Annotated in this window: 8 protein-coding genes; 4 read left to right on the plus strand and 4 right to left on the minus strand. The window is 72.0% G+C overall.

What is annotated here, in order from left to right; genetic code table 11:
- The first annotated feature begins 53 nt into the window (after positions 1 to 53).
- The 4 genes from BG482_RS22005 to BG482_RS22020 all read left to right on the plus strand — a co-directional run bounded on the left by BG482_RS22005 (position 54) and on the right by BG482_RS22020 (position 9,145).
- The gene (locus BG482_RS22005) at positions 54 to 1,439 is read left to right on the plus strand and encodes an alpha-amylase family protein (RefSeq protein ID WP_069770796.1); all 1,386 of its coding nucleotides are present in this window, start codon (positions 54 to 56) and stop codon (positions 1,437 to 1,439) included.
- Between the two features lie 165 nt (positions 1,440 to 1,604).
- Positions 1,605 to 7,022 (plus strand): pullulanase-type alpha-1,6-glucosidase, encoded by a 5,418-nt coding sequence (gene pulA / locus BG482_RS22010; RefSeq protein ID WP_069770797.1) that lies wholly within the window; start codon positions 1,605 to 1,607, stop codon positions 7,020 to 7,022.
- A gap of 72 nt (positions 7,023 to 7,094) precedes the next feature.
- On the plus strand, positions 7,095 to 8,738 hold the full coding sequence (locus tag BG482_RS22015) for a fused response regulator/phosphatase (protein ID WP_069770798.1): 1,644 nt from the start codon (positions 7,095 to 7,097) through the stop codon (positions 8,736 to 8,738).
- A 41-nt stretch (positions 8,739 to 8,779) separates the two neighbouring features.
- Positions 8,780 to 9,145 (plus strand): 5-carboxymethyl-2-hydroxymuconate Delta-isomerase, encoded by a 366-nt coding sequence (locus BG482_RS22020; protein ID WP_069770799.1) that lies wholly within the window; start codon positions 8,780 to 8,782, stop codon positions 9,143 to 9,145.
- Between the two features lie 4 nt (positions 9,146 to 9,149).
- Here the strand turns inward: BG482_RS22020 and BG482_RS22025 are convergent, their stop codons facing one another.
- From BG482_RS22025 to BG482_RS22040, 4 genes are all read right to left on the minus strand, one after another.
- Positions 9,150 to 9,839, minus strand: coding sequence for a TetR/AcrR family transcriptional regulator (locus BG482_RS22025; protein WP_107450679.1), 690 nt, complete (start codon positions 9,837 to 9,839; stop codon positions 9,150 to 9,152).
- 79 nt (positions 9,840 to 9,918) lie between these two features.
- Positions 9,919 to 10,944: a PDR/VanB family oxidoreductase gene (locus BG482_RS22030; RefSeq protein WP_069770801.1), complete on the minus strand. Its 1,026-nt coding sequence runs from the start codon at positions 10,942 to 10,944 to the stop codon at positions 9,919 to 9,921.
- Positions 10,944 to 11,831, minus strand: coding sequence for a metal-dependent hydrolase (locus BG482_RS22035; protein WP_069770802.1), 888 nt, complete (start codon positions 11,829 to 11,831; stop codon positions 10,944 to 10,946). Before BG482_RS22035 ends, BG482_RS22030 begins: the two co-directional genes overlap by 1 nt.
- 86 nt (positions 11,832 to 11,917) lie before the next feature.
- Positions 11,918 to 13,846: a hypothetical protein gene (locus tag BG482_RS22040; protein WP_069770803.1), complete on the minus strand. Its 1,929-nt coding sequence runs from the start codon at positions 13,844 to 13,846 to the stop codon at positions 11,918 to 11,920.
- Positions 13,847 to 13,987 lie beyond the last annotated feature (141 nt).

The following is a 13,987-nucleotide window of genomic DNA, read 5'->3' on the forward strand; positions in this document are numbered from 1 at the left end:
GCAAGGTTTCTGAAAGATTGCAGCAAGAGCCTTCAAAGACGAAGGAACCCCACATGACACGCAGCAGACCCCTTTCGGGCGCCCTCGCCCTGGCCGCCGCTCTGGCCGCCGTGATCGTCCCCGGCGCTTCCACCGCCGCCGCCGCCCCACCCGGCGCCAAGGACGTCACCGCCGTCCTCTTCGAGTGGAACTACGCCTCGGTCGCCAAGGAGTGCACGAACGCCCTCGGTCCCGCCGGCTACGGATACGTGCAGGTCTCCCCGCCCGCCGAGCACATACAGGGCTCGCAGTGGTGGACGTCGTACCAGCCCGTCAGTTACCGGATCGCCGGGCGGCTCGGCGACCGTACGGCGTTCCGGAACATGGTGAACACCTGCCACGCGGCGGGTGTCAAGGTCGTCGTCGACACGGTGATCAACCACATGGCGGCGGGCAGCGGCACCGGCACCGGCGGCTCGTCGTACACGAAGTACGACTACCCGGGCCTGTACTCCTCCTACGACTTCGACGACTGCACCTCCCGGATCTCGAACTACGCGGACCGCTGGAACGTCCAGCACTGCGAACTCGTCGGGCTCGCCGACCTGGACACCGGCGAGGAGTACGTCCGCAGGACCATCGCCGGGTATCTGAACGACCTGCTCACCTTGGGCGTCGACGGCTTCCGCATCGACGCGGCCAAGCACATCGACACCGCCGACCTCGCGAACATCAAGTCCCGGCTCACGAACCCCGGCGTGTACTGGAAGCAGGAGGTCATCTACGGCTCCGGCGAGGCCGTCCAGCCCACCGAGTACACCGGCAACGGGGACGTCCAGGAGTTCCGCTACGCCTATGACCTCAAGCGCGTCTTCACCAACGAGAACCTCGCCTATCTGAAGAACTACGGCGAGGGCTGGGGGTACCTGAGCAACTCGGTCGCGGGCGTCTTCGTCGACAACCACGACACCGAGCGCAACGGCTCCACCCTGAACTACAAGGACGGCGCGAACTACACCCTCGCCAACGTCTTCATGCTCGCCTACCCCTACGGCGCGCCGGACGTGAACTCCGGCTACGAGTGGACGGACGCGGACGCCGGCCCGCCCGACGGCGGCGCCGTCACCGCGTGCTGGCAGGGCGGCTGGAAGTGCCAGCACGCCTGGCCGGAGATCCAGCGCATGGTCGCCTTCCGCAACGCCACGCGCGGCGAGCCGGTCGGCAACTGGTGGGACGACGGCGGCGACGCGATCGCCTTCGGGCGGGGCGCGAAGGGCTATGTGGCCATCAACCACGAGAGCGGCTCGCTGAGCCGGACGTTCCAGACCGGGCTCCCCGCGGGCACGTACTGCAACGTGCAGAACAACACCTCCGTCAGCGTGAACTCCTCGGGGCAGTTCACGGCGACTCTGGGGGCCGACACGGCGCTGGCGCTCTACGCGGGCAAGTCCAGCTGCTGAGGCGGCCTGTGAGCAAGGGTCGTGAAAGTTCTTTCTCGTTCTTTCATGACCCTTGCTGTAAAGCTTGCGTCGGCGATACCGTCGCGCGGGCGCCCGGCGACGCAGTCGCGCCCCAGGCGCAGGGGTCGGACCCAACAGAGCCGCAGCCGCAAGGAGTTCCCACCTGTGATACCGAGATGGCCGGCGCCCGGGACGCGCCGAACCGCCCGCGCCGGACGAGTGGCCGCCGTCGCCGTGGCCGCCCTGGCCGCCGCCCTGGTCCAGCCGCTCGCGGCGCGGGCCGACAGCCCGCCCCCGCCCCCCTCCGACGCGAAGCTCGCCGCCGAGCCCGCCCGGCACGACGACACCCGTGAGCAGTTCTACTTCGTCATGCCGGACCGCTTCGCCAACGGCACCACCGCCAACGACCGCGGCGGACTGACCGGCTCGCGGCTGTCCACCGGCTACGACCCCACCGACAAGGGCTTCTACCAGGGCGGCGACCTCAAGGGCCTGACGAAGAAGCTCGACTACATCAAGGGCCTCGGCACCACCGCCATCTGGATGGCCCCGATCTTCAAGAACCAGCCGGTGCAGGGCACGGGGGCCGACGCCTCCGCCGGCTACCACGGCTACTGGATCACCGACTTCACCCAGGTCGACCCGCACTTCGGCACCAACGAGGACCTGCAGAGCCTCATCGCCAAGGCGCACGCCAAGGGCATGAAGGTCTTCTTCGACGTCATCACCAATCACACCGCCGACGTCGTCGACTACGCGGAGAAGTCCTACGACTACCTGTCCAAGGGCGCGTTCCCGTATCTGGCGAAGGACGGCACACCCTTCGACGACGCCGACCACGCCGACGGCCGGTCGGAGTTCCCGGCCGTGGACGCGGACTCCTTCCCCCGCACCCCGACGGTCCCCGCCGCGAAGAAGAACGCCAAGACGCCGTCCTGGCTCAACGACCCCACGATGTACCACAACCGCGGTGACTCGACCTACGCCGGCGAGTCCACTGCGTACGGCGACTTCTCCGGGCTCGACGACCTGTGGACCGAGCGTCCCGAGGTCGTCCGCGGGATGGAGAAGATCTACCAGCGCTGGGTGCGCGACTTCGACATCGACGGCTTCCGGATCGACACCGTCAAGCACGTGGACATGCAGTTCTGGACCCAGTGGGCGACGGCCCTCGACGCCTACGCGGCCAAGCAGGGCCGTGACGACTTCTTCATGTTCGGCGAGGTCTACTCCGCCGACACGTCGGTCACGTCCCCGTACGTCACCCGGGGCCGTCTCGACGCCACTCTCGACTTCCCCTTCCAGGACGCGGCCCGCCAGTACGCCTCCCAGGGAGGCAGCGCGAAGAAGCTCGCGTCCGTCTTCGCCGACGACTACAAGTACACGACCGACAAGGCCAACGCCTACGAGCAGGTCACCTTCCTCGGCAACCACGACATGGGCCGCATCGGGTACTTCCTGAAGCAGGACGACCCCAAGGCCACCGACGCCGAACTCCTCGCCAAGGACGAACTCGCCAACGAGCTGATGTTCCTCAGCCGCGGCAATCCGGTCGTCTACTACGGCGACGAGCAGGGCTTCACCGGCTCCGGCGGCGACAAGGACGCCCGCCAGACCATGTTCGCCTCCAAGGTCGCCGACTACCTCGACGACGACGAGATCGGCACCGACCGCACCCACGCGAGCGACGCCTACGACGCCTCCGCCCCCCTGTACCGGCAGATCGCGGGCCTCGCCGCACTCCGCAGGGCCAACCCGGCCCTCACCGACGGCGTCCAGACCGAGCGCTACGCGGCCGACGGTCCCGGCGTCTACGCCTTCTCCCGCAGCGGCCTCGGCAAGGACCCGGCCGAGTACGTCGTCGCCTTCAACAACGCCGGCACGGCGAAGGAGGCGACGTTCGCAACCGGTTCCGCGAACACCGCGTTCCGCGGGATCCACGGCACGAGGAAGACGGTCACGTCCGGAGCCGACGAGAAAATCACGGTAACCGTTCCCGCGGGCTCGGCGATCGTCCTCAAGGCCGACCGCAGGCCGGCCGCCCCCGCCGCCCGGCCGACGATCACGCTGCACGCCCCCGCCGCCGGCGCCACCGGCACCGTGGAACTCGGCGCGGACGTCGGGGGAGGCGGGCGGCTCGACCGCGTCGTGTTCGCCGCCCAGACCGGCGACGGCAGGTGGCGGACCCTCGGCTCCGCCGACCACGCCCCCTACAAGGTCACCCAGACGATCGGCGCGGACGTGCCGGCCGGCACCCCCCTGCGCTACAAGGCCGTCGTCGTGGACTCCGCCGGGCGCACCTCCGCCGCCACCGCCGCCTCCGTGACCGGCACCCCGCCCGCCGAGGAGGTTCCCACCGCGTCCTCGCGCGACTACGCGATCGTCCACTACAAGCGCACCGACGGCGACTACGCCGACTGGGGCCTGTACGCCTGGGGCGACCTCGCCGACGGCGAGTCGACCACCTGGCCCGCGAGCCACCCGTTCGCAGGCCGGGACGCGTACGGCGCCTTCGCGTACGTCAAGCTGAAGCCGGGCGCGTCGAGCGTGGGCTTCCTCGTCATCGACAAGGCGGGGAACAAGGACGTCTCCGCCGACCGCACCGTGGACGTCACCAAGACCGGTGAGGTCTGGATCGAGCAGGGCAAGGAGGCGGTCCTCACGCAACGGCCCGACTACCCGGCCCAGGACACCGCGAAGGCCGTCCTGCACTACCACCGTGCCGACGGGGACTACGACGGCTGGGGTCTGCACGTCTGGACGGGCGCCGCGAACCCCACCGAATGGTCCAAGCCCCTCCAGCCGGCCCGGACCGACGCCTACGGCGCGGTCTTCGAGGTGCCGCTCGCCGCCGGCGCCACCAGCCTGAGCTACATCGTCCACAAGGGGGACGAGAAGGATCTCGCCGCCGACCGTTCGCTGGACCTCACCGCGAACGGCCACGAGGTGTGGCTGCTGAACGGGCAGGAGAAGTACCTGCTCCCGCAGCCGGCCGGGTCCGCGGCGGCCCTCGACCTCACCACCTCCAAGGCGGTCTGGATCGACCGGAACACCGTGGCCTGGAACGGCTCGCAGGGCGCCGCCTCCACGCAGCTGCTCTACAGCCGTGAGGGCGCGATCGCGGTCGAGGACGGCAGGCTCACCGGCGACGCCAAGTGGCTGCGGCTGACGAAGAGCGCGCTCACCGACGCCCAGAAGGCCAGGTACCCGCACCTCAAGGACTACACCGCCTGGTCCGTCGACCCGCGCGACCGCGACCGGGTGCGCGAGGCGCTGACCGGTCAGGTCGTCGCCACCCAGCGGACCGGAGAGGGGGGCGTCCTGGCGGCGACCGGCGTGCAGATCGCGGGCGCGCTGGACGACCTGTACGCGGGCGCGACCACGGCGCGGCTCGGCCCGGTCTTCCGCGACGGCCGCCCCACGCTCTCCGTCTGGGCGCCGACGGCGCAGCAGGTCGCCCTGGAACTCGACGGCGCCACGGTCGCCATGCGGCGCGACGGCGCCACCGGCGTCTGGTCGGTGACCGGCCCGAGCAGCTGGAAAAACAAGCCCTACCGCTACGTCGTGACCGTGTGGGCGCCCAGCGTCCGCAAGGTCGTCGTCAACAAGGTCACCGACCCCTACTCGGTCGCCCTCACCGCCGACTCCGCGCGCAGCCTCGTCGTCGACCTCGGGGACAGGGCCCTGGCCCCCCGCGGCTGGTCGAAGCTCGCCAAGCCGAAGGCCGTCCCGCTGCGCGACGCCCAGATCCAGGAACTGCACGTCCGGGACTTCTCCGTCGCGGACCCGACCGTCCCGGCGAAGGACCGGGGCGCCTACCTCGCCTTCACCGACCGGGGCAGCGACGGCTCGAAGCACCTGCGGGAGCTGGCGGCGGCGGGCACCTCGTACGTCCACCTGCTGCCCGTCTTCGACATCGCGACCATCGCCGAGAAGAAGGCCGACCAGGCGACTCCCGCCTGCGACCTCGCCTCCTACCCGGCGGCCTCCGAGAAACAGCAGGAATGCGTTTCCGCGATCGCCGCGAAGGACGCCTACAACTGGGGGTACGACCCGTACCACTACACGGTCCCCGAAGGCTCCTACGCCACCGACCCGGACGGGACGGCCCGCACCGTCGAGTTCCGCAGAATGGTCCAGGCCCTCAACGGCGACGGCCTCAGGGTCGTCATGGACGTCGTCTACAACCACACCGCGGCGAGCGGCCAGGCGCAGACCAGCGTCCTGGACCGGATCGTCCCCGGGTACTACCAGCGGCTCCTCGCCGACGGCTCCGTGGCCACCAGCACCTGCTGCGCCAACACGGCCACCGAGAACGCCATGATGGGCAAACTGGTCGTCGACTCGGTCGTCACCTGGGCCAGGGAGTACAAGGTCGACGGCTTCCGCTTCGACCTCATGGGGCACCACCCGAAGGCCAACATCCTCGCGGTGCGCAAGGCGCTGGACGCGCTGACCCCCGCCCGGGACGGCGTCGACGGCAAGAAGATCATTCTCTACGGGGAGGGCTGGAACTTCGGCGAGGTCGCCGACGACGCCCGCTTCGTGCAGGCCACACAGAAGAACATGGCGGGAACCGGTGTCGCGACGTTCTCCGACCGGGCGCGCGACGCCGTCCGCGGCGGCGGCCCCTTCGACGAGGACCCGGGAGCGCAGGGCTTCGCCTCCGGGCTGTACACCGACCCCAACTCCTCCTCGAACAACGGCACTTCGGCACAGCAGAAGGCCCGGCTGCTGCACTACCAGGACCTCCTCAAGGTCGGCCTGTCCGGAAACCTCGCCGCCTACCGTTTCACCGACTCCGACGGCAAGGAGGTGACCGGCGCCGAGGTCGACTACAACGGCGGCCCGGCCGGCTACGCGCACGCGCCCGGCGACGCCCTCGCCTACGTCGACGCCCACGACAACGAGTCGCTGTTCGACGCCCTGGCCTACAAGCTGCCCGCCGGCACCTCCGCCGACGACCGCTCCCGGATGCAGGTCCTGGCCATGGCCACCGCCGCGCTCTCCCAGGGCCCGGCCCTGTCGCAGGCCGGCACCGACCTGCTGCGCTCGAAGTCCCTCGACCGCAACTCCTTCGACAGCGGCGACTGGTTCAACGCGATCCACTGGAACTGCGCCGCCGGCAACGGCTTCGGCCGCGGACTGCCCCCGGCCGCCGACAACGCGTCCAAGTGGCCTTACGCCAAGCCCTTGCTGAACACGGTCGAAGTGGGCTGTCCGCAGATCACCGCGGCCTCCGCCGCCTACCGCGACCTGCTGCGGATCCGGACGACGGAGAAGGCGTTCTCCCTCGGGACGGCCGCGCAGGTCCAGTCGGCGCTGTCCTTCCCGCTGTCCGGCAAGGACGAGACCCCCGGGGTGATCACCATGCTGCTGGGCGACCTGGTCGTCGTGTTCAACGCGACGCCCGACGCGCAGCAGCAGACGGTCCCCGCGCTCGCCGGGACCGGCTACCGCCTGCACCCGGTGCAGGCGACCGGCGCGGACCAGACCGTGCGCTCCTCCTCGTACACGAAGGAAACGGGCACGTTCGCCGTTCCGGCCCGGACCGTGGCGGTGTTCTCCCGGACGACGCCCTAGACAGCGGCACTACCGTGGTGGAGCAGGCCTCGAAACCGGGTCTGCTCCACCAGCGAGTCCGAGGCTGACTTGATGAGCGTCGACGGCAGACGGACAGACACGACGGTGCTCGTCGTGGACCACACGGCCGCCGGCCGGTTCGCTCTGGGGACCGTGCTGCGCCGTGCCGGTCACCAGGTCGTCGCCGTCGGCACCGGCCACGAGGCGCTCGTCGAACTGGACGTGCGGCTGCGCAAGGGCGGCCTGCCCGACGTGGCCCTCGTCGACGTGGAGCTGCCGGACATGAGCGGCTTCGAACTGCGCCGCCGGCTCAAGGCAAGGCCGCACATGGCCGGTGTGCCCGTCGTGCACTTCTCGGCGGCGGGGACGGAACCGCGGGAGCCGGGCGACCCGGCGGAGGGACCGGACGCGGGCGGCGAGGCGCGTCTGACGCTGCCCGCCTCGCCCGGGGAGATCGACGCGGTGGTCCGCGCCGCGGTGCGCGCCGCACGGCTGCGGGCCGACGACCAGGCGGCGGCCCGGCGGCTGACCCTGCTGTCGGAGGCGATCGTGGCCATCCAGTCGGCCCGTTCCCCGCAGGAACTCGCCGACGCGGCCGCCGAGGGCGCGACGCGGCTCACCGGCGCACCCGCCGCCGTCTTCGTCCTCGGGCCGGACGACGAGCTCTACCGCGGCGCTCCCCGCAGCCGCACCTCGCTCGCACTGCCGGACGCGGAGGCCCACCGGGCCGTGGTCACACTGCTGCGGCGGCTCACCCACGGGCAGGCGGGGGTGCGGATCACCACGGCGTCCGCGCCGCTGTGGCCGGCCGGAGTCTTCCGGCCGGGGATGCAGCACGACGCCCGTCTGGTGCTGATCCCCACCCAGGACGGCCGGGGGGCGGTCTGTCTGGCCACCCCGACCCGCGGGGTGCGCCGGGTGGACCCCGAGCGCGAGTCGCTGCTGGCCCGGCTGGCCCAGGCCACCGCGCTCGCCGCCGAGCCGCTGCTGATGTACTGGGCCGAGCGGCATGTCGCCCTCACCCTGCAGCACAGCTTCCTGCCCCAGCCGCACCGGCTGCCCGAGCTGCCGGGCGTCGACGTCGTCGTGCGGTACGTGCCCGCGTCGCGCGAGACGGAGATCGGCGGCGACTTCTACGCCGCCCTGCGCGCCGGGGACGGGGTGCTGACCGCGGTCGGCGACGTCGTGGGGCACTCGCTGGAGGCGGCCACCGTGATGGTCGAGATCCGGCACGCGCTGCGCGCCTACTGCGTCGACGAGAGCGACCCGGCCGTGCTCGCCGAGCGCCTCGACCAGATGCTCCAGCGCTACCACCCTGGGGTCACCGCGACCGTCTGCCTGGTCCTGCTCGACCCCGGCACCGGACGCGCCCGCGTCGCCAACGCGGGCCACATCCCGCCGCTGATCGTCCGGGACGGCCGCAGCGCCGACTACGTGAAGGCGGCCGGTCCGCTGCTCGGCCCGGGCCTGCCCCATCCGCCGCCCACCGAGCTGTTCCTGGAGCCCGGCGACCGGCTTCTCATGGTCACCGACGGGCTGATCGAGACCCGGGGCACCGACCTCGCGGTGTCGATGGAGCAGCTGCGCGCGGCGGCCACCGGCGCCATGCCGGGCCTGGACGCCCTGTGCGACACGCTCCTGAGCTGTTTCGGCAACGACCGCGAGGACGACGTCGCGATGCTGGCCCTGCGGCTGACGGACCAGGACCTGTCCTGAGGTTCTAAGGTGGGACCAGTTGACCTAGAACAGAGGTGCCCATGCCGCAGATCACCGTCGAAGTCTCCTCCGGGCTCGACCACGTCGACTGGCGCGGATTCGCGCTCGAACTGCACCCCGTCGTCGTGGAGACGGCGGCCGCGCAGCTGCAGGCGTGCAAGACGCGGGTCCTGCGCACCGAGGCGGACGTGGTCGGAGCCGTCGCGGCGGACGGCGACGGAGGCCCGGCGATCGTCAACCTCACGATCGCCCTGCTGGCCGGCCGGACCGACGAGACCAAGGCCCGCCTCGCCGAATCCGCTCTGGAGCTGCTGCGCAAGCACATCGCGCCGGTCGACGGTGTGAGCCTGCACGTGTCCGCCGAGGTCCGCGACCTCGACCCGTCGTACCGCAAGTACGAGGCCTGACCGTTCAGGAGGCCAGGGCGATCAGGCGGGTGGCCAGGTCGCCGAAGGGACCGTCCGCCGGTTCGTCGCCCAGCACGGGCCGCAGCAGGATGCGCAGCTCGTCGTCGTAGGCCGCGCTGACGGCGGTCAGCGCGGCGAAGTCGTGCACGAGCTGCCGTTCCAGCTCCTCGCGCGGGATGCGCCGCCCGTCCAGCCAGATCAGCGCGGTCGATTCGGAGAGCGAGATCCAGGAACGGACGACCAGTTCCAGCCGCGGCGGCGGATCGGTGATGTCCAGATGCGACAGGATCTGTTCGTAGGCGATCTGGCGCACGGAGTCGACGAGCGCGTTGGTGGTCGACGAGCCGACCGCCGGGCCGCCGCGCATCAGGGCGGAGAAACCGGGTCCGTGGGCGTCGACGAAGTCGAAGAAGCGGTGCATCACGCGCAGCAGCCGGGCGCCCAGAGGCCCCTCGCGCGGCTCGGTGAACCGGCTGGCCAGATCCTCCGAAGCCCGCTTCAACGCGGCCTCGTACAGGCTGAGTTTACCGGGGAAGTAGTGGTAGACGAGGGGGCGTGAGATACCCGCGGTCGCGGCTATCTCGTCGATCGAGACCTCGTCCGGCGAACGCTGGGCGAACAGTTCGAGGGCGACGCCGATCAACTGCTGCCGACGCTCCTCGACTCCCATTCTGCGACGAACCGAGGTAGTCATGCGGACACCTTACCGATCGAATCCGGACTCGAACGGCCTGGACCGGTCCAGGTGTCCGCGTGATCCGTCGACCGCACGATCACATGTCCAGCACGAGGCGCTCACCTCGTGCGCGCGAGACACAGATCAGCATCGAGTCGCCGCGCTCGGCGTCGGTGAGCAGCTCGTCACGGTGATCCACCTCGCCCGCCAGCACCCTCTGCCGGCAGGTCCCGCAGAATCCCTGCTCGCACGAGTAGACGGTGTCCGGCAGCTCGGAGCGCACGGCGGCCAGCAGGGTCGAGTCGGTGGGGACCGTCAACGTCCTTCCGCTGCGCCGCAGTTCGACCTCGAAGGGCATCCCGTCACCGACCGTGCGGGCGGCGAACCGCTCCAGCCGCACCTGCGGAGCCCGTGCGCGCACCGCCGCCATCAGCCCCTCGGGGCCGCAGCAGTACACGGCCGTCGCCTCGGGCAGACCCGCCAGCGACACGTCGAGATCCGGCCGCCCCTCCACCACCGTCACCCGGTCCTCCCCGAACGCCGCCAGCTCCTCCAGGAACGGCATCGACGCCCGGGTGCGACCGGCGTAGACCAGCCGCCACCCGACCCCTTCGGGCAGGGACCGCAGCATGGGCAGGATCGGCGTGATGCCGATGCCTCCGGCGACGAAGAGGTACGAGGGGGCCGGCACGAGCGGGAAACGGTTGCGCGGCCCGCGCACCTCGACCTCCGTCCCCTCCCGCACCTGCTCGTGCACCTCGCGCGAGCCGCCCCGCCCGTCCGGCACGAGCCGCGCGGCGACCGTGTAGGAGGTGGCGTCCAGCGGGTCCCCGCACAGCGAGTACTGCCGCACCAGCCCCGACGGCAGCACCATGTCCAGATACGCCCCCGGCTCCCAGCGCGGCAATCCGGTCCCCTCCAGCCGCAGTCGGACGACGCCGTCGGCGACCGTCTCGCGCGCGGCCACCCGCAGCCGCAGCGTCCGCGACCGGGGCCGCCCGGAGACCGGTTCCTCCAGGGCGGGCATCGGCCACAGCGGCGAGGTCCGGATCCGGTGCCGCAGCGCGCGCCGGACCAGCAGCGTGGCGCCGGCGAACGCGACCAGGGACAGCGGCTTCGGCATCACGAGGCCCTCTCTTCCGCGGCGAGCGCGGCCAGCGCGGCGGGGGAGGAGGCGAGATAGGCGACCGCCTGCTCGGTGCACCCTTCCTGCGAGGGATGGTAGGCCCGGCTCAGATAGCGCGGGACCGACCTCAGCAGATCACCGGTCGCGGGCAGCGTGCCCCGCCGGCCGCGGACGTAGAAGTCCTTGAGGGAGCCGCGGCCGTCGACCAGGGTGGGGTCGTTCGCCATGAAGAAGCGGATCCCGCGCTGCCACAGGAACACCATCGTCGCGAACGCCGTCGCCCAGGTCCGCACCCGGCGCCGGTAGCCGCCGTCCACGTGCTGGAAGAGGTCGAAGGCGACGGACCGGTGCTCGACCTCCTCCGCGCCGTGCCAGCGCAGCAGGTCCAGCATGGTGGGGTCGGCGCCCTGCCGGTCCAGTTCCCCGGCGTTGAGCACCCAGTCGCCGAGGAACGCGGTGTAGTGCTCGATGGCCGCGATCAGCGCCACCCGCTCCATCAGCCACCAGTGCCGGGCCCGCCCCGGCGGCAGGGTGCGGTCCCCGAGGAGCTTCTCGAAGAACCAGTCGACCTGCGCGGTGTACGGCGTCGGGTCGAGCCCCTGCTCCCGCAGATGCGGCAGCACCTCGTCGTGGGCCTGGGAGTGCATGGCCTCCTGCCCGATGAAACCGATGACGTCCTCGCGCAGCCGCTCGTCCCGGACGAGGGGCAGCACCTGCCGGTAGACGTGCACGAACCACCGCTCACCGGCCGGCAGCAGCAGATGCAGCACGTTGACGGTGTGCGTGGTGAAGGGGTCCCCCGGCACCCAGTGCAGCGGGGTGTCCTCCCAGGAGAAGGACACCTTGCGGGCCTTGAGGGGCGCCCGGTCGGCCTTGTTAGACATGACGTCAATGTACTGATGGGTAGGCCTCGGGTGAACCCCCGTGCGAGAACTCGCGAGAACTCGCCCGAACTCGTCCGAACGAGCTGTCAGCGCAGTCCGCCGATCGGCCGCCCGTCCCTCAACCGGCCTTCCAGACCGGCCTGCGCGCCCTGCTTCGCCGCCACCGTCAGCAGGTTGCCCTGCCCGGAGCCGCGCACCCCGCCCGTCGACCGCACGGACGCCGTCTCCTTGTCGCCGGCCGCGAGGAGGTACCAGTGGCCGCCCTTGGACTTCCACAGCACCCCGGCCAGCACATGAGGATCACGCGGGCCGCACGCCGGCACGTCACCGGCCTTCGCCACGGCCGCCCCGAACAGCCCGCCCGGCGTGTGGAACTGGGCCAGCACCCGGTTCCCGTCGCCCCGCCAGGTCTCGGCCCTGGTGCACACCCAGGCCGCCGAGCCGCTCCCGTCGGGCAGCGGCTGGCGCGCGTAGCCCCATGCGTTGACCGTCCGTACGCCCTGCCCGCGCGCGTCGGCCAGCGAACACGCGAACGGCGCCCAGGTGCGCAGCGCCTGCGCGCCGCTCGCCTCGCGGGCTTCGCCCGGACGCCCCGCGGTGAGGCGGGCGGGGACGAGTTCGCCGAGGTCGCTGAGGAGATGACTGCCCGATGCGTCCGTCAGCTGGAGCACGTTCCACGTCGTGCACGCGCCGGTGCGGGTGGCCGGGCTCGCCAGCGGCGAGGTGATCCCGTCGGTCAGCGTCAGCTCCATCGACCCGGCCCCCGGCTTCGACAGGTCCCGCTCGGCGGCCTTGGTCACCCACGGGGCCGTGAGGTAGCGGACGTTGCCGTCGGCCCGGTCGAGCACCAGCGCCGCCGCCTCGGCGCCGGACGCGCCGTCGGCCCGCGCGAAGTCGAGGGCCGCCCCGGCCGTGCCGTCCTTGGGCTCCGCGTAGCGGGCGATGCGCAGCCCGTCGTAGAGGATCACCACGCGCGCGTTGCCGACCTCGCCCGCGTAGAGCAGCTGCGGCGGACCGGCGGGACCGCCGGCCGGCGTCTCCGGAGTGGCGGACACCTGGACGGTCTCACCCGGGCGGGCCCAGACGGCGAGCGCGCGGCGCAGCAGCGTGGTGTCACGAGTCAGTGCGCCGCGCGCGGGCCACACCGAGAAGTCGGTGCGGGCGGAGGTCTTCCAGGCGGCGGGGGAGATCCGCACCAGCCGCCCGGGGTCCAGGGCGGCCTCGGCGGCCGGGTTCTGCGCGTACACCGGGGCGGCCGCCCCGTCCGGTCCCCAGCCGTCGCCGGGCAGCGCGACCAGCGCGCCGCACACCGCCAGCGCGGCCGCCGCGGCGAGCGCTGCCCTGGTGTGCCGGCGCCGCCGGATCAGATCGGTGGGCCGGGCCTGCAGGGCGCAGGGGTCGAACTCCGTCGATTCGGCGAGCAGCGCGTGCTCCGCGGCCGGGACCCGGGCGGCCTCCCGCAGGGCAGCCTCCACCTCCTCGACGCCGGCCTCGGTCAGCGCCTCGCGCACATCACCGTCGGGAAGCCGCTCCAGACCGCGCAGGACGTACGCGGCGCGCGCCGGGCCGGACAGGGCGGCGAGCCGCTGGTCCAGGGCGAGTTCGTCGGCGCCGCCCGGGCGGGGGAACAGGCGCAGCCCCCACACCTGGGGGAACAGCGGCGGCAACTGCGCCCGCTTCGGCCACGCCCGCAGCGTCAGGGGCACCCCCGCCTCCAGCGCCGTACGGATCACCTGGAGACGGACGTAGGCGTACCCGGGGTCGCCGTCGCGGCCGGTGGACTGGGCCGGGATGACGGGAACGGAGGCGCGGCCGCGGGGCAGGGCGCGCTGGACGAGGGCGTGCGCGGTCAGGACGCGCCGCCCGCGGCCGAGGCCGGGCGGCAGCACGAGATAGGCGAGCCGGACGAGACGCGGGTAGTGCTCGACGAGCGCGGCTTCGGCCTGCTCGACGTCGACGATCCGGTCGGCGGCGGATCCGGCTGCGGGGCGCGGGGCGACATCCTGTGACTGCACGTCCAGCAGAACGAGTGAGACGTGCGATGGTCACCGCGCACCGGCCCGGCGCGCACCGGCGCGACCGGCGGCCGTCGGCCGGTGTGCCGCCCTTCCCCTGCTGACGAACGGCTCCACCCGCCGGCCGCAGGCGTGAACCAC

Origin of the sequence: Streptomyces sp. LUP30 (assembly GCF_001746365.1) — a bacterium.
Taxonomy (GTDB): domain Bacteria; phylum Actinomycetota; class Actinomycetes; order Streptomycetales; family Streptomycetaceae; genus Streptomyces.